Source organism: Nocardia sp. NPDC060255, assembly GCF_042727395.1.
Taxonomy (GTDB): domain Bacteria; phylum Actinomycetota; class Actinomycetes; order Mycobacteriales; family Mycobacteriaceae; genus Nocardia.
The window spans coordinates 30,015-46,738 of sequence record NZ_JBHXAU010000010.1 but is presented as its reverse complement, the minus strand read 5'-3'; the positions used below and the strand labels follow the sequence as shown (position 1 = coordinate 46,738).

At 67.6% G+C, this 16,724-nt stretch carries 14 protein-coding genes; 7 read left to right on the top strand and 7 right to left on the bottom strand.

The genetic code is table 11. The features are described 5' to 3' along the window. Positions 1 to 64 precede the first annotated feature (64 nt). Positions 65 to 1,654: an FAD-dependent monooxygenase gene (locus ACFWF1_RS19620; RefSeq protein WP_379280906.1), complete on the bottom strand. Its 1,590-nt coding sequence runs from the start codon at positions 1,652 to 1,654 to the stop codon at positions 65 to 67. Positions 1,655 to 1,737: 83 nt separating this feature from the next. Between ACFWF1_RS19620 and ACFWF1_RS19615 the strand changes: the two genes are divergently transcribed. After that, positions 1,738 to 2,448 (top strand): TetR/AcrR family transcriptional regulator, encoded by a 711-nt coding sequence (locus tag ACFWF1_RS19615; RefSeq protein ID WP_379280907.1) that lies wholly within the window; start codon positions 1,738 to 1,740, stop codon positions 2,446 to 2,448. Position 2,449: 1 nt separating this feature from the next. Here the strand turns inward: ACFWF1_RS19615 and ACFWF1_RS19610 are convergent, their stop codons facing one another. Beyond that, complete coding sequence (locus ACFWF1_RS19610; protein ID WP_379280908.1) at positions 2,450 to 2,785, bottom strand: hypothetical protein; 336 nt, start codon at positions 2,783 to 2,785, stop codon at positions 2,450 to 2,452. A gap of 131 nt (positions 2,786 to 2,916) precedes the next feature. Further along, positions 2,917 to 4,341 carry a three-helix bundle dimerization domain-containing protein gene (locus ACFWF1_RS19605; protein ID WP_379280909.1) on the bottom strand — a complete coding sequence of 475 codons (1,425 nt, stop codon included), beginning with the start codon at positions 4,339 to 4,341 and terminating at the stop codon, positions 2,917 to 2,919. 266 nt (positions 4,342 to 4,607) lie between these two features. Here ACFWF1_RS19605 and ACFWF1_RS19600 point away from each other — a divergent pair, with 266 nt between their 5' ends. Continuing rightward, positions 4,608 to 5,411: an SDR family oxidoreductase gene (locus tag ACFWF1_RS19600; protein ID WP_379280910.1), complete on the top strand. Its 804-nt coding sequence runs from the start codon at positions 4,608 to 4,610 to the stop codon at positions 5,409 to 5,411. 9 nt (positions 5,412 to 5,420) lie between these two features. On the opposite strand, the gene ACFWF1_RS19595 is transcribed toward ACFWF1_RS19600, so the two are convergent. Next, positions 5,421 to 6,371 (bottom strand): SDR family NAD(P)-dependent oxidoreductase, encoded by a 951-nt coding sequence (locus tag ACFWF1_RS19595; RefSeq protein WP_379280911.1) that lies wholly within the window; start codon positions 6,369 to 6,371, stop codon positions 5,421 to 5,423. Positions 6,372 to 6,557: 186 nt separating this feature from the next. Between ACFWF1_RS19595 and ACFWF1_RS19590 the strand changes: the two genes are divergently transcribed. After that, complete coding sequence (locus ACFWF1_RS19590) at positions 6,558 to 7,433, top strand: helix-turn-helix domain-containing protein (RefSeq protein WP_379280912.1); 876 nt, start codon at positions 6,558 to 6,560, stop codon at positions 7,431 to 7,433. 72 nt (positions 7,434 to 7,505) lie between these two features. Here ACFWF1_RS19590 and ACFWF1_RS19585 read toward each other — a convergent pair whose 3' ends face one another. Both ACFWF1_RS19585 and ACFWF1_RS19580 read right to left on the bottom strand, forming a co-directional pair. Continuing rightward, positions 7,506 to 9,128: a DUF885 family protein gene (locus ACFWF1_RS19585; protein ID WP_379280913.1), complete on the bottom strand. Its 1,623-nt coding sequence runs from the start codon at positions 9,126 to 9,128 to the stop codon at positions 7,506 to 7,508. Between the two features lie 63 nt (positions 9,129 to 9,191). After that, complete coding sequence (locus tag ACFWF1_RS19580) at positions 9,192 to 10,256, bottom strand: glycosyltransferase family 4 protein (protein ID WP_379280914.1); 1,065 nt, start codon at positions 10,254 to 10,256, stop codon at positions 9,192 to 9,194. Between the two features lie 244 nt (positions 10,257 to 10,500). On the opposite strand from ACFWF1_RS19580, the gene ACFWF1_RS19575 reads away from it, so the two are divergent. The 4 genes from ACFWF1_RS19575 to ACFWF1_RS19560 all read left to right on the top strand — a co-directional run bounded on the left by ACFWF1_RS19575 (position 10,501) and on the right by ACFWF1_RS19560 (position 15,046). Next, positions 10,501 to 11,694, top strand: a complete 1,194-nt coding sequence (locus ACFWF1_RS19575) for a glycosyltransferase (protein WP_379280915.1) — start codon at positions 10,501 to 10,503, stop codon at positions 11,692 to 11,694. Further along, a complete protein-coding gene (locus ACFWF1_RS19570) occupies positions 11,691 to 12,704 on the top strand; it encodes a glycosyltransferase (protein WP_379280916.1) in 1,014 nt (337 codons plus the stop codon). Before ACFWF1_RS19575 ends, ACFWF1_RS19570 begins: the two co-directional genes overlap by 4 nt. Next, complete coding sequence (locus ACFWF1_RS19565; protein WP_379280917.1) at positions 12,701 to 14,014, top strand: glycoside hydrolase family 130 protein; 1,314 nt, start codon at positions 12,701 to 12,703, stop codon at positions 14,012 to 14,014. The genes ACFWF1_RS19570 and ACFWF1_RS19565 overlap by 4 nt, the downstream gene beginning before the upstream one ends. Positions 14,015 to 14,101: 87 nt before the next feature. Next, positions 14,102 to 15,046, top strand: a complete 945-nt coding sequence (locus tag ACFWF1_RS19560; protein ID WP_379280918.1) for an esterase/lipase family protein — start codon at positions 14,102 to 14,104, stop codon at positions 15,044 to 15,046. 51 nt (positions 15,047 to 15,097) lie between these two features. Here ACFWF1_RS19560 and ACFWF1_RS19555 read toward each other — a convergent pair whose 3' ends face one another. Further along, positions 15,098 to 16,717: an MDR family MFS transporter gene (locus tag ACFWF1_RS19555; RefSeq protein WP_379280919.1), complete on the bottom strand. Its 1,620-nt coding sequence runs from the start codon at positions 16,715 to 16,717 to the stop codon at positions 15,098 to 15,100. Positions 16,718 to 16,724: the final 7 nt, after the last annotated feature.

The following is a 16,724-nucleotide window of genomic DNA, read 5'->3' as shown; positions in this document are numbered from 1 at the left end:
CTGCTGTCGATACTTCGGGGTGGACGTCTCACCGACCTTTCACGGGCGTCTCAGGACAGGTAGATCACCTGTCGAGCACGCGGCGCAGCACCTGGCCGATCGCATCCGCTGGATCAGCACCGCTCGCCGGTGCCCGCCAGACAATAACTTGATCGGGGCGAACGAGCACGGCGCCATCGGCATCGATGCCGACCCGTTGCGGCCATTCGTTCGCTTCGATCACCGTGGCCGCCAGCGGGATTCCCAGCCGGGCCGCCGCTTCGCCGGCCGCGGGCACCCAGGCCGCGCCGTCGGGGCCGGCCAGCAGGACGAACTCCGTTCGGACGAGATCGAGGGTGGAGCGTGTCTCGTCGAGCCAGAGATGGGGTAGCCGGGATCCCGGGGTGCCGTCCAGGACTCGTTCGACGTCCTCGGTGTCCGGCAATCGCGGGTCGGGGTCGATCACCGCGGCGGAGTCGTAGCGGTAGCCGAGCTGCACCACCGGCGCGGCCGCCATCCCGACCGCCGCCCGCGCGGCCCCCGCGGTGGGGCTCATATCCCAATGCAGCCGTGGGTTGGCCACTCGCAGCAACGCCTGCGCCAAGGTGAACGAGGCGACCGATCGGCGTTCCGTCTCATACGTTTCCAGCAGCGCCGGTCCGGCGTGTCCGTGCAGCACCGCCGCCAGCTTCCAGGCCAGGTTGTGCGCGTCGGCGGCACCGGTGTTCAGGCCGAACGCGCCCTGCGGTGGTACCGAGTGCGCCGCGTCGCCGACCAGGAACACCCGCCCCCGCTGGAACTTGTCGGCGAGCAAACCTCTTATGCGCCAAGGCAACCGGCTGCGGACCTCGACCTCCAGCGCCGGGTCACCGACTGCGGTACGGATCAGGTCGGCACACCGCTCGTCGGTGAAGTCCTCGACGGACTCGCCGTTCTCGGGGTGGTAATCCGTATGGAAGATCCACTCTTTCGCGCCGTCGACGGTCGCCACCATGCCCTGCACGGCCGGACCGGTGATATCGCAGTTGGCGAAGTGCCGACCGTGCGTGTACGGCCGCAGGTCCGCGCGGAAGAGCATGCTCACCTTCGGATTACCGAACGACCCCGGACCGGTCGTATCGATGCCGAGTGCGTCGCGCACTCCGCTGCGTGCCCCGTCGGCGGCGATCAGGTAGTCCGCGCGGACCGTGGTTCCGTCGTCGAGGTGCGCGGTGACTCCGTCCGCATCCTGCTCGAAGGAGGTCAGGCGCGTCGAATACCGAAGGGTGACACCACGTTCCGCCGCTGCGGGCGCGAGCACCTGGTCCAGGCGATCCTGAGCGCAGATGCCGCGGATCCTGGCCGGGCTGAGCTGACCCGAGCCCCAGCCGGTCCGGATGGGCGGTGCGTCCGGTACGGCGGACAGGTCCACCGCGGCGAGTGTTGGGCCGGAGATCTTGCCGAGGCTACCCGCCGACATGTCGACGGCCACCGCGTCGACCTCGTCCGCCAGTCCGACCTGGCGCAGGAATTCCATGGTGCGCGGGCCGAGTCCGGTCGCCCTCGGATGGATGGACGGGCCCGCCGCGCTCTCGACCAGCAGGGCCGATATTCCGTGCTGCGCCAGGAAGACGGCGGTGAACAGGCCGACCGATCCGCCGCCGACGATCAGCACGGGAACTCTCGTCTCGGACATGCATTCTCCTTACGGCTACGACGTACTCACTATGGCTACACCGTATCCATAGTGCTAGGATGAGCGCAAGAGGGAAGGATACGATGACGAATACCGCCAAGACGCTGGTGTGGACCAAGGAGCAGCGCGCACCGAGCCGTCGGGCACCGAGTATCGAGCGGATCGTGCGCACCGCCATCGACCTGGCCGACAGCGAGGGACTCGACGCGGTCACCATGCGCCGCGTCGCCACCGAACTCGCATCCGGCACCGCGTCGCTGTATCGCTATGTCGAGAGCCGGGATGACCTGCTGGACTTGATGATCGATGCGGTGCACGGCGAAACGACACCGCCCGCCCGCACCGGTGACTGGCGTGCCGATCTCGCCGCCGTCGCCACACACACTCGTGCGACGCTGAACCGGCATCCATGGCTCGGTTCGGAACTCACCGGCCGCCCCGCGCTCGGCGCGAATTCGCTACGCCTGCACGACCTCGCGCTCACCGCCGCGGGCGCACGCACCCGCGACATCAACCTCGCCGCCGCCATGGTCGACACCGTGCACGCCTATGTCCTCGGTGCCGTCGCCCAGCAGTTGGCCGACGAAACGGCCCAGCGCCGAACAGGTCTCACCGAGGCCGAATGGCAGCGGACCGTGGGTCCCTACCTCCGCGATGTGCTGGCGAGCGGGGACTATCCCGAATTCGGCCGTCGCGTGCGCGATGCCGACGACCCGGACGCCGACCAGCGTTTCGCGTTCGGCCTCGACTGTGTACTCGACGGAATCGCCACGCGTACAGCGGGAATCGACTAGGTCACTCGCCGGGGCGTTCGATGACCTGCCAGGCGGGCGCCTCCGACGAGGCGGGAATGGTTCGCGCGCGCTTGCGCACCTGCTCGAGCACCACCAGCGCCGCGCCCGCGAGCAGGGTCAGCACGGCGAAGATCGTCACCACGGCGGCCGCGGCGCCGAACCCCCACATCGCCACCACCGCGGCGGCGACGGCGATCACCACACCGATGAACAACAAGCCGAACCCGGCCCAGTTCCTGGTGTCCGCCAATGTCTCGCCCGGCTGCGGTTCCGCGATACGGGTGATGTCCTCAGCGTCATCGAGCGGCGGAATCTCGTATGGCCCATCCACTGTCATTCTGCTTTACCTCGCGCCGCGATACCGGCTGGTCGGCCGGTACCTGATGCGACAAGTATGCCCCCATTGCCTCATCCGAAACCAGACCGGACACTCGTTGTCCAGCAGGGAGTTTCGCCCGCGCCTGCGGATCAGTTGTAGGACTTGCCGACGCCCTCGAGCAAGCGCTCCAACGTGTCGTACGTGGGGGTGGTGATCACGTCCATGAGATCGGCGGCGACCGGAATGTTGTGGTCGGCGGTCACTGTGGCGAACTGGGTGGCATCGCCGGTGCGGAAGCCGTGCTCGGCGGCGAGGCGCTGCAGATCCGGGTCGGTGGACAGCAGGCGGCCGATCCGGTCGCCCGCCTCGCCCAGCGGCACCAGCGTGTGCCGGGACATGATGGTCGGCGACGGGTACAGCAACGTCATGTCCGGCTTGATCTGGCCGCGCACGGTGGCGTCCACGAACTGCGACTCGTAGATCCAGACCAGCGGCGTCGGGCCCATGCCGGAGGCGAGGTAGGCGTCGAACGGGCCCTCGCTGCTGTTCTGGGTGTAGCCCTGGCCGACGAAAAGCCTTGACACCGTCGGGATTACGTCCTGTTCGGCGGACGTGCCCTGCACGATGGTGTTGTTGTTCGCGACATAACCCGCGATGGCCAGGTACATCGCCGCGGAGTTGGAGCTGCGCGGGTCGGTCGTGGAGATCAGCACGTTCTTGCGGACCGAGTACGCGGTGTTGTCGCCGAGCTGGTCCCACCGCGTGTTGTTGCCGACCATGCGCAGGTAGGGGGCCATGTCGAAGGTCGGCACCGGACCCTGATGCACCACGCCCGACTTGGCGAGCAGGTCGGCGATCGGCTTGAACGTGGCGATCGCCATCGGCGAGGAGAACGGTATGTATTTGGCACTCACGTTGCGCTGCCGCTGAATTCGCTCCGCCGCCTGCTCACTCGACGGGAATGCGAACGCGTACTTCCCGAGATCGACCGACGTCGCGATCTCCCGCGACCCCGCCGCATCCACCTCCACCTTCACCCCGTTGCGCGCCAGCACCTCGGCCACCTTCGGATCCTGAAAGAACGACATCTTCTCGGACCCGACCACACCACGCACCAGGGTCAGCGACGACACTCCCGGCGCCGCCGCCTGCGGCGCGGAACTCGGCTGCCGCACCGCCAGCGCCAAGGTGACCACGGTCACCACCACCAAGGCCGCGACCACCGCGGCAACCGCCGCCGGTGCGAAACGCTTGTTCGCCGACCATGTTTCACGAATCGCGGCAGGCAACCCACCATCCACCGACTCGGCCTTGTGCTTAGCCTTACGCGTCCGCGCGGTATCCGGCCCGACGACCGCGTCCCCTACTTCCCCCACCGCCTCCAACTGCCGACGAACGTACCGCTCCACCAAAATCGGAATGAACGTCCGCACCGGATGCCCAGCGAACCGCCGCCGGGCAGCCCCCACCACCCCCTCGATGTACTCCGGAGAGTAAGTGCCGCCGAAGTTTTCGACCAACCGCTCCGTCACCTGACGAACCGCCTGCTCCTCCCGAACAGTGTCGGCAACCACCACATTCTCCTCGGCATCGAGCGGCCAAAAACATCCCCACGACAGCACCCAACCCCCATCGCGCCGGCCAACCCTAGCCCTACTCCCACCCGCCCAACCCCGCCCAGCCGCAGAATTCAATACGAAACCCCCATTCCGAAACCCCCCGTTGCACCCCCGTTTCCCCCACCGAAATGCCCGGTGCAGGCGGCTTGGCGGGTTGGGGCGGGACGGGGGTCGGGATGAGGCGCTATCGTCGGCTGGAGTCGCTGACTAAGGAGATGGTTATGGCTCGGACTGCTGTTGTTACCGGGGCTTCGTCCGGGATCGGGAAAGCGACGGCCGCGGCGTTGGTGGCGCGGGGGTATCGGGTGATCGGGACGAGTCGGAAGCCGGAGGGGGTTGGGGACGAGGCTCGGGTGGCGGGGGTTGAGTATCGGGCGCTCGATTTGACCGAGGCGGCGTCGATCGAGGCGTTCGCCGCCGGGCTCGGGGATGTTGATGTGCTGGTCAACAATGCCGGGGAGAGTCAGGCGGGGCCGTTGGCGGAGTTGCCGACGGATGCGGTGGAGCGGTTGTTCCGGCTGAATGTGCTCGGGCCGGTGGCGCTCACGCAGGCCGTGTTGCCCGGTATGCGGGAGCGCGGGTATGGGCGGGTGGTGATGGTGGGATCGATGATCGCCAGCTTCCCGATGCCGTATCGGTCGTCGTATGGGGCGACCAAGGCGGCGCTGAAGGGTTTCGCGGTGGCCGCGCGATTCGAGGAGTCGCCGTTCGGGGTGTGGATCAGCACGGTCGAGCCGGGGCAGATCAATACGGGCCTGCGGGAACGCCGGACGAAGTATCTCGCCGAGGGTTCGCCGCACACCGCCGACTTCACCACATTCATCGCGAAATTGGATGAGGCACAAGGCAAAGGCATTACGGCCGAACGCGTCGCCGACACCATCGTCAAGGCCGTCGAGGCCGACCGCCCGCAGCCCCTCTACGCCGTCGGCAGCAACGCCCCCGTCATGTTCGCGGTGCGCAGACTACTGCCGCGCACCGTGATGGAACGCCTCATTGCGCGCGTGCACGGACTGTCTCGATAGCCGGCCACATCAGGGTTCGCACCCAGCTCTCGCCACCAGCTGTTCAGCCAGCGTCCACAACCGGTCGGCCCGGCCGGGGTCCACGGCGTACGGCAGGTAATAACCGGGCGGCGGATTACCGTCCGCAGTCCAGGCTGCCGCGACGGAACAGTCTTCGAGATACTCGCCGCCGACCAGCCCGGGTTCCACCGCGGCCCACACCGAAGTCGCCGCACCTTGCTCCGGCGTACGCCACCCGGGCGGGGTGTCACCGCGACGACGCAGCGCGGGCCAGCCCGCGGCCGCGAGCTGTTCGGGATCGAGGTGGCGTTGCAGACCGGTCACGATCCCACCGGGCATCACCGTGTTGGCGGTGAGACCTTCGGCAGCGTATCGGGCGTGCAGACCGACCGCGAGCAACGCGCACGCCGTCTTGGACTGACCGTAGGCCTGCCACGGATCATATTGGCGGCGTAGGTAATTCGGGTCGTTGAAGTCGATGTCACCACGGCGGTGCGCCCGCGAGGTGAGTGAGACCACCCGCGCCGAGCCCGCCGCGCGCAGCGATGGCAGCAGGCCCATCGTCAAGGCGAAATGACCGAGATAGTTGACGGCGAACTGGGATTCGATGCCATCGGCAGTGCGCCGCAACGGTGTCGCCATGATTCCGGCGTTGAGAATCAGGATGTGCAAGGGCTTTCCGGTGGCCGCGTGCTTGTGCGCCCACGTCGTCACCGACTCGAGCGATGCCAGGTCCAGGGGACGAAACACGATGCGATCGTTGCCCGTTGACGCGCGGAGCGTTGCGACGGCAGCCGCCCCGACCCGCTGATCACGACCGGCGAGCACCACCCGAGCGCCCGCCGCGGCGAGAGCTCGCGCGGTCTCGAATCCGAGTCCGGCGGCGCCACCGGTCACGATGGCTTCTCGCCCGGTCAGATCGTGATCCGCGATCACCTCGAGCGCAGTCCGCACCGTCATCGCGTCAACCACCAAGTGTGCGGCCTCGCGACGGGCGTCCGAGCCTGGGCCGTTCGGGAAGGAGTCATGCCCCCGAGCCTGCTGCCAGCGACGATGGCGGGGAAGGTGGCGGCACTGCTGGTAGTGCGGTGCCTGGCAGTGATACGGCCAGCCACGATCGTGGCATCCGATGACACACTGAATGCCATGGCGCAGGCCCCTTTCGAACCGTCTGAAGGCACGGCCTTGGGTGAATTCCTCCGGGCTCGGCGCGCTTTGCAGCATCCCACCGATCTCGGTTTGCCCGCCGGCACTGGCCAGCGCCGCACTCCCGGCCTGCGGCGCGAGGAGCTGGCCGCCATTACCGGCATCAGCATCGATTACTACATCCGCCTCGAACAGGGCAAGGAAACCAATCCCAGCCCGGCGGTCCTCGACGCGCTCGCCCGCGCGCTGCGCTTGGACGACGAGCTGACCACCCATCTGTTCGCCCTCGCCGATCTCGCGGCAGGCCGTGGCAGGCGGCGCCGGGCCGCACCGGCGGTACGCCCCGGCATCGCGATGCTGCTGGAAAGCGTGCGTCCCTGCCCCTGCTACGTCCGCAACCGCACCAACGACATCATCGCCAGCAATCCCGAGGGCCTGGCCTTGCTCGCCGGCATCGACCGGTGGCCGCCCGCCGAACGCAACACCACCCGCTATGTCTTCCTGCATCCGGCCGCTCGAACCCTGTACGACAGCTGGGATTACGCCGCCGCAGCCAGCGTCGCCCAGTTGCGCGCCGCCGTGGCGATCGACCCCGCCGATCCGCGCCTCACCGAACTCGTCACCGAACTCACCACGGCGAGTGCGGAATTCGCCGCGCTATGGGCGCGCCACGATGTCCGGCGCCGATATACCGACCGGAAAACGTTCTGCCACCCACGCATCGGCGAGATCACTTTCGTCTACGAGACTCTCGACCTCGGCACCGACGGTCACCGCCTCGCGCTCTACCAAACCGTGCCCGGCACCCCGGATTACGAGGCCATGCTGCTGCTCGCCCTCACGGCACACACCGCCGAGCCGACAAAGCTGAGTTAGCAGACCAACTCGGGCATCACCCGCGAGTCCTTCTCGCACCCGGCAGGCTGGAACTGACTGCCCGTCCTATGCCTATCCGGCCAGCCGGTCCGCTTCGTCCAGGTGGTCACGCAGTCCGAGCAGCTCCCAGCGCTGCAACGACAGCGGCACGTTCCCCTCGCGCCAGAGCCGGTCGTGGAATTCCTGTAGATCGAACCCGTCGCCGAGTTCGCGGACCGCCGTACTGAGCAGATCCTGAATCTGCAGTTTGCCGATCTGATAGCTCAACGCCTGGCCGGGGGTCCCCGCGAAGAACACCGCTTCCTCCCACGCCGTCTCCCGATCCAACGGCACCGCGACCGTCAGCCGATCCGTCGCCTCATCGATGGACAGTTCGCCGAGTGCGAGCGCGATATCCACTTCGACGCGTAAAGCCCGCAGCCGCATGGCATTTGCCACGAAGATCGCGCTGGCCGGTGCGTCGTCGAACAGCCCGGCGTGCAGCATCAGCTCTTCGTAGTGGAACGCGATGCCCTCGTTCGGCGTCGAGTCGTAGAACCACCGCCGGGCGGGATTCTCGTGGTGCCAACCGATCGCGACCTGCTGGGCGTGTACGCCCTCGTGCACGATCGCGGTGCGCGAATCGAACGCGGCGGCCCGATCGAAGTACGGCAGATCCGGTCGCGGCGCCGGGACATATCGAGTGGCCTCCTTGTCCCTTCGCGCGGGCCCGGTCAGATCGTCGGTAACCCCGAGCCAGGTCAACGGCTCGAGATAGGGCGGTCGCGGCGCGAATCGGTAGTGCCGCAAGCTTTCCGGCTGACTCAGCAGACCCCGCTCCTCGGCGAACTCGCGCACCGCACGCTCGTCGACGGCTTGGCGCTCGGCATGTTCAGCGGCGTCGGCGGGCAGTTCAGGTTCGGGCGCGTCCCGATGCCGGGTACGCAGCAGCGCCTCGAGCGCGACGGCCCGATGCCACTCTTGGCGGCCCATCGCACGCAGCCGCTGCGCCGAATACGGCAGCAGCGCAACGCGATGCAGAAAGTAGGCCAGCGATTCCGGGCCGACCGGTTCGACCTCACCCAGCGACGGCAGCTGCTCAGCAAGCCAATCCCGGTACGCCGCAACAGCATCGGCGGCCACCCTGGCGGCCGAGGGCAACTCGGCGGCATAGGCGTCGGGCAGGAACGGAACAAGCTCCGCCAGCGCGGCCGCGAGCGAACCCTCGGCCTCGTTCAGCAGTCGCAGCGTGCTGCGGGTGAACGACGCACCGGCCTGCCCCGCGAGATTCTCCCTGGCCTGCTCGAGCACGAGCGGAACGTGCCGCAGCAGCGCGCAGACCCGAGCCGCCCGAGCCGCGTCGAACGGCGCCGAGACGAGCAACTCCACATAGATCGGGCCGAGGCTCTGCTGAACGTAGAAGCCGGGATTGCGCTCCCAGTCCCGGATCAGCTCCAGTTCCCAGTGCACCCTGGCGAGCGCCGAGCCGAGCAGCCTGCCGTCGACCTGCACCGCGACCGGCTCGTCGGACAGGTCGAGCTCGCGGTGTCGGCGGGTCAGCTCGGCCAGCACCTCCTGCCGACCGGCGATCGCCTTCGCGGACCAGTCGGGCAGCCACCCCGCCGGCCGTTCCACCCGTGGCAGATCGTCGTGTGAGTCGGGCAGTGTCGCCAGCCGCCAGTCCCAGAACTCTTCGGCAAGCTTCGCTAGACCCATGTCCGCACAATACAATTGGCACCCGCCACCGGCCAGCCATTAGATACCGGGTGCCGCTACTACCTACAGCCCGGCGTGCGAGAACAGCCCGGGCGAGCCGATACCCTGCTGCGCCGGTGACGCGGGCACGATGCGCTCGAACAGCGCCAGATAATCGTCGATCATCCGATCCGCGCTGAAGCGCTCGCACACGTCGTCGCGGGCGACCTGCCGGTCGAGCTGATCGACCTTGGCGAGCGCGGCCACCGCCCCGGCCACATCGGTGACGAGGAATCCGGTGACACCATCGCGAATGATCTCCGGCATCGACCCCAACGGGGTTGCGATGACCGGCGTTCCGGTCGCGAGGGCCTCCACGACCGCGAGGCCGAACGGCTCGGCGAATCCGATCAGGTGCAGCAAAGCGCGTGCGCCACCGAGCAGTTCGTCCCGGCGCGCCGGTCCAACCGGCCCGACGTAGGTCACGGCGGGGTCGCCGAGGTGCGGCTCGACCGCCGTGCGGAAGTACTCCTCGTCCTGAACCACGCCCGCGATGATCAACGGCAGCCCGGTGAGCCGCGCCACCTCGATTGCCAGGTGCGTCCCCTTGTCGGGGTGAATTCGCCCGAGAAAGAGCAGATATTCGCCGTGCTCGGGCCGAAATGTGAACTGCGCGGTATCGATACCGTGATGGATTGTCGCGGCATAGCGGAGCGCGGAGTGCCGATCGGCATCACTGATCGCCACATAGTGCGCGATATCGTCGAAGGCCTTATATACCGGCACAATTTTCGGCGAGGAAAAGCCGTGGATCGTGGTGACCATCGGGGTCGACACCAGGCGGCTGTAGGTCAGCGGCATGAAGTCGAAATGGTTGGCCAGCACGTCGAACTCGCCAGCGTGCGCGAAGGCGGTCGAATTATGCAGCGCCTCAGCGACTTTGGCGTCGGCATCGGCCGTCTCCTCGTACCCCGACGCCACCGGCGCGACCAGCCGCGCCGACGTCTCGGAGTCCCCGGTGGCGAACAGCGTGACGTCGTGTCCCCGCGCGACGAATCCCTCGGCCAGGGTCGAGGCGATGTGCTCCCATGGTCCATAGTTTTTCGGTGGCGTGCGATGAGCTACCGACGCGATTACGCCGATTTTCATAAAATCCTCGATTACTGGCGAATTAAGCGCCGAGAGCCGCTACGAACGGGCGGACTTGATACCACGACCCTATCACATCGCCCCTGCGTGATCTGGGTGTTACTATCGAGGCCTAGTGGTCGATCCGCCCGTGTCGTGCTCCGGAACGGATTCTCAAGCGCTTCAGCGCGACACGATTCAGCCAATTGAGTGGCTGCAGACAGCGGCACCGTCGGCGCTGGCTCGAATCAGGAAGGCTGACGTTGTGTCAGTTCGGTCTTACGGCGTTCTGAGCACTTATCCACCGACCCAGTGCGGGTTGGCCACCTTCACCGACTCGCTGGTCGGCGCGCTGACCACGCCCACCGAAACCGGTTTCGCGACGGTCGATTTCGGTCAGGGCCCGGCTGCCGCGCGTACCGTCGGCATCGTCGCCGTGGTCGACAGCCCCGAGCAGGCGCCGCGGCCGTTGGTGACGCACCAGTGGGAGCGCAGCGCCCGGCGTGGCGCCGCCACCGCGGCCGCCGCCCTCAATCGCTTCGATGTCGCCATCATCCAGCACGAATACGGTATCTACAGCGGGCGCGACGGCGTCGATGTCCTCGAAGTCGTTCGCGCTCTGCGTGTTCCGGCGATCGCGGTACTGCATACCGTACTGGTCACCCCGACCACGCAGCAGCGGATGATCCTCGAAGAGCTGGCCCGGCACTGCGCCGCGCTCGTCACCATGACCGAGACGGCCCGCCAACGGCTGATCGAGCACTACGCGGTCGACCAGTCCAAGGTCAGGGTGATTCCGCACGGTGCGACCGAGCACCTCCCCGGACCGCACAGCCTCCGGCATCAGCCGATCTCACGGACGCCGGTCATCCTGACCTGGGGTCTGCTCGGCGAAGGCAAGGGCATCGAATGGGGCATCGACGCGATGGCCCACCTCGCCGATCTGCGCCCGGCCGCGCACTACCGGGTGGTCGGGCAGACCCATCCCCGGGTGCTGGCCCGCCACGGCGAGTCCTACCGCACCAGCCTCGTCGACCGGGCCGCGCGGCGCGGCGTCACCAACGCCGTGCACTTCGACGCCCGCTACCTGTCCAGCGACGAGCTGCACCGGCTGATCCAGCAGGCCGATGTCGTGCTGCTCCCCTACGACTCGCGCGAGCAGGTGACCTCCGGAGTTCTGATTGAAGCCGTCGCAGCGGGTAAACCAGTGGTATCGACGGCTTTTCCGCACGCGCGGGAACTGCTGTCGAGCGGCGCCGGTCTCCTTGTCGATCGCGAATCACCGACCGCCATCGCGTCCGCGCTGCGCAAAGTGCTCACCGAGCCCGGCCTGGCGGCCCGGATGAGCGCGGAGGCGAAACGCATTGCGCCAGAACTACTCTGGCCCGCAGTGAGCAGGAAATACCATGCGCTTGCCGCAGAGACGCTGCAAGCCGAAGCGAAGTTGGCGACAGCATGAGTGAAACGATCACCATTTCTTACGCCCACCTGGTGCGACTCAGCGACGAGGTCGGGATCTTCGAGCACGCTAAATTCACCGCGCCTCGCCTCGAGAACGGTTACTGCGTAGACGATGTCGCGCGGGCCCTCGTGGTCGTGCTCCGCGAGCCGGAGCCGACCGAGGAGCTGGACGCGCTGGTACAGGTGTACGCGCGCTTCGTCTTCGACGCCCTCACCGAGGACGGTCGCAGTCACAACCGCCGCGGCACCGACCGGAGCTGGCAGGACGAACCGAGCCTGGAGGACCACTGGGGTCGCGCCATCTGGGCGCTCGGCACCGTCGCCACCCACCGGCCGGAGCTGGCCGAAAAGGCGTTGGCGCACTTCACCGTCGCCGCGAAGCAGCGCTCCCCGTTCCCGCGCGCGATGGCCTTCGCCGCACTCGGCGCGGCCGAGGTGCTGCGCGCCGATCCCGGAAACCTGATAGCGCCAAAGCTGTTGGCCGATGCCGCCAAGCTGATCGGCCCGCCGACTCGTCGCCTCGACTGGCGCTGGCCCGAGCCGCGGCTGCACTACGCCAATGCCGTACTGGCCGAAGCACTCCTGGTGGCCGGTGCCGCACCGGGCCAAGGCCGCACGCACGCCGACGGATTGGCGATGCTGCGCTGGCTGCTGGAGACCGAGACCGCGGGCGACCACCTGTCGGTCACGCCGGTCGACGGCTGGGCGACCGGCGAGAAGCGTCCCGGTTTCGACCAGCAGCCGATCGAGGTCGCCACGCTGGCCGATGCCTGCGCCCGCGCCTTCGACGACACCAAGGACCACCGCTGGCAGGAGGCGGTCATGTTGTGCGAGGCCTGGTTCCGCGGCTCGAACGATGTCTCGACCCCGCTCATCGATCCGGCCAGCGGCGGCTGCTGCGACGGGCTGGAACCCACCGGACGCAACGAGAACCAGGGCGCCGAGTCGACCCTCGCGCTGATCTCCACGATGCAGCAGGCCCGTCGCCTGCAACAGGCGGCCGCATGACCAACACCTCGGCGGTGACGACGACCGACCTGGCCCGCCGGGGCGGCCAGGCCCTGTTCCCGGACGGGAGCCGGGTCCTGGCCAGGTTGTTCCAACCCGGTCAAGAGCTACTCGGACCCGGCATTTCGCGCGCGGAGGCGATCATCGCGCGCGTGCTGCGCCTGTCCGACGCGGAGGTGTCGAGCACCCTGGCGTCCGTGCTGCGCCGCTTCGGCAACCGGCACCGCGACCTCACCGCGATCTTCGCCACGCACAGTGCGGTGGTCGAGCAGCTGCTGCCCGCGGTGCTCACCGCGGATCGACGGCAGCTCATCGGTGCCTGCTTCACCCAGGAGTACGCGGTCGAGGCGGCGGCGCTGTTCAATCCGTCGATGGTCGCGCACCCGGACCAGACCGGCCTCGCCCCAGGCGAATTGCGTTTCGTCATGAGCGTGCGCGCCCTCGGCGAGGGACATATCTCGAGCATCGAATTCCGCACCGGCGTCCTGGCGGGCGGCGATTCGATCCGGCTGAACACGCCGACACCATTCCTGGAGGCGGGCCGGATCACCCGGTCGACGGCCGGAAACTACACGGTGACCTTTCCCGCGGACCGCCCGATGTCCGAGCGGATTCTCTTCCCGGCCGGCGCCGACGAGACACACGGCATCGAGGACGCGCGCTTCACCCGTTTCACCGAAAGCGACGGGAAAGTAACGTATTTCGCCACCTACACCGCGTTCGACGGCGGCCGGGTCGCGCCGAGGTTGTTGCACACCAACGATTTCGTCACCTTCGACAGCACCCGGCTCGACGGCGGCGGCGCCACCGACAAGGGGATGGCACTGTTCCCGCGGCGGGTCGACGGCCAGTATCTGATGCTCTCGCGCTGGGATCGGGAAAACATCAGCGTGGTCAGCTCGCCAGACGCGCGGGCCTGGAGCGATCCGGTCACCATCTACCGGCCGACGCAGCCCTGGGAACTGATCCAGCTCGGCAACTGCGGGCCGCCGATCGAAACACCGAGTGGCTGGCTCGTTCTGACGCACGGCGTCGGACCGGTGCGCACCTACGGGATCGGCGCGATCCTGCTCGACCTCGACGACCCGACCCGGGTCATCGGCGCACTGCGCCAGCCCTTGCTGGCACCGACCGAGACCGAACGCGACGGCTACGTGCCCAATGTCGTGTATTCCTGCGGCGCACTGGTCCACCAGGCCACCCTCGTCCTGCCCTACGGCTGTAGCGACTCGGCCATCAGGTTCGCGTTCGTGGATATGCCCACGCTGCTGCAGCGACTGACGGCCGCGGGCCCGCCGGCAATTTCGTAGCGCTGCCTCGACCCGCGGACCGTGCCATGCTGACCACCTCCCGCGGTAACTGAATTCGCGCCGTGCACGAAACGATGAAGGATTTCCATGAGTACAAGGTGGCGGCGGCTGACCGCGGCGGGCGCGGCGGCCGGCATACTGACCGGAATTTGCGCGCCGGGGGTACAGGCCCAACCCGGCGATACCCGATCGACCACGGCTGCCGGCGATGTCGCCGGCATTCCAAGCGTGGGGAAGGACCCGGACGGCAGCGTTCCACCCGAGGGATCCGACGACTGGACCTGCCGACCCCCCGCCGCACACCCGCGACCGGTCGTGCTCGTGCACGGCACCTGGGGCAACCAGAACGACTGGAACGTGCTCGCCCCGCAGCTGAAAGCCGAAGGCTACTGCGTCTTCTCGCTGAACTACGGGCGTGACACCGCGAGCGTGCTCGGCGCGCTACCCGGAATGTACGGGGTCGGGGACATCCGCAGGTCCGCCGAGGAGCTCGCCGCCTTCGTCGACCGGGTCCGCGCCGCAACGCATTCGGCGAAGGTCGATCTCGTCGGCCATTCCCAAGGCGCGCTGATGTCTCGCCAATATCTGCGCTTCGCGGGCGGCGCAGGCAAGGTCGACCACCTGATCTCTCTCGCGGGCACCAACCACGGCTCCACCATGCGCGGTGTGGCAGGCCGGATCCCGTCCGGCAGCGCCGATTCGGCTTTCTCCGCCGGACTGACGGAAATCGCCGGAACCGCCGCGGCCCAGCAGCTGGTGGGCAGCGACTTCCTCCGCGGCATCAACGCCGCGGGCGATACCGACCCCGGCATCAGCTACACCGTGATAGCCAGTACCCACGACGACGCTTCCACCCCACCGGAGGCCACCTTCCTAAAGGCGGGACCCGGCGCGACCGTCGACAACGTGTGGGTCCAAGACTTCTGCGCCACAGATACTTTCGAGCACGGTGTCCTCCCGCAGTCCCCTACCGTCGCCTACATCATCAAGAAGGCGCTCGACCCCGGCTACACCGGCACCGCCTGCCCCTGACACAGATCCGGGCGGTAAGGCCGATAGCCCTACCGCCCGGATCTGTTGTGGTCAGCTGTGTTCGGTGACGAGCTGCGGATCCGGCTTCACGTCCTCGGCCTGCTCCGTCTCTTCCATCACCGCTTCGCCACGGGCGACCATGCCCGCCTCGTCGGAGAGCTTCAGCTGCGGGATGAACAGCGCGAGCACGAAGACGATGATCGCGCCGGGGATCAGGTACCAGAAGCCCGGCACCAGCGCGTTCACGTACGCACCGACGATCGCGTCGTGCAGTCCTTCCGGCAGGTGCTTGACCACCGACGGCACCAGCGCGCTCGGGTCGAGCTTCGCCGCCATCACCTCCGGACCGTGCGACATGAACGCGTCGGTCAGCCCCTCGGTCAATCGGTTGGTGAAGATCGAGCCGAAGATCGCGACGCCGATCGCGCCACCCATCTCCCGGAAGTAGTTGTTGGCACTGGTCGCGGTCCCGATCTGGTTGGGCGCCACGGCATTCTGCACGACGAGCACGATGATCTGCATGATCAGGCCGAGGCCCGCGCCGACCACGAACAGCATCGCGGAGACGACCCACATCGAGGTGTTCGCGTCCAGCCGGGTCAGCCACAGCATGGCGCCCAGCATGGTCAGCGCGCCGATCGGCGGATACACCCGGTAGCGGCCGGTCTTGGTGATCGCGGTCATCGACCCGATCAGGGTGATCATCATGCCGACCATCATCGGGATCAGCAGCAGACCGGAGACCGAAGCGGAAGCGCCGGTGGCCATTTGCAGATAGGTCGGGATGAAGCCGATCGCGGCGAACATCACCAGGCCGACGAGCAGGCCGATCGCCGAGGTCAGCACGAAGGTGCGGTTGCGGAACAACCACAGCGGCAGCATCGGCTCCTCGGCCCGCGCTTCCACCATCACGAAGGCGGCCACCACGATCACCAGCGCGGCGATCATCGCGACGATCGTCGTCGAACCCCACGCGTACTGCTTACCGCCCCAGTCGGTGATCAGGATCAATAACGTTGTCGCGGAGGACATCAGCAGCACACCGAGGTAGTCCGGCTTGGTTTTGGGCCGATGGCTCGGCACGCTCAGGTAGCGGAAGGCGATGAACAGCGCGGCGATACCGATCGGCACGTTGATCCAGAAGCACCAGCGCCAGCCGAGCGTGTCGGCGAAGAAGCCGCCGAGCAGCGGTCCGGCCACCGAGGTGATGCCGAAGACGGCACCCATCGGCGCCATGTATTTGCCGCGATCCTTCGCGGGCACCACATCGGCGATGATGGCCTGCGCCAGGATCATCAGGCCGCCGCCGCCGACGCCCTGCAGGCCGCGGAAGACGATGAACTCCCAGAAGCTGGTCGAGGCGGCGGCACCGACGGACGCCGCGGTGAAGGCGGTCACCGCGAACAGGAAAAGCCAGCGCCTGCCGAACATGTCGCCGAATTTGCCGTAGATCGGCATCACGATGGTGGTGGCCAGCAGGTACGACGTCGCGGTCCACGCCATGTGGGAGACGCCGCCGAGTTCGCCGACGATGGTCGGCATCGCGGTGCCGACGATCATCTGGTCCAGGCTGGCCAGGAACATGCCCGCGATCAGTGCGGAAAAGATGAGCCAGATTCGTTTCTGGGTCAGGACAATGGGGGTAGGCGGCGAGTCAGCCGTCGTAGTCATCGGGCGC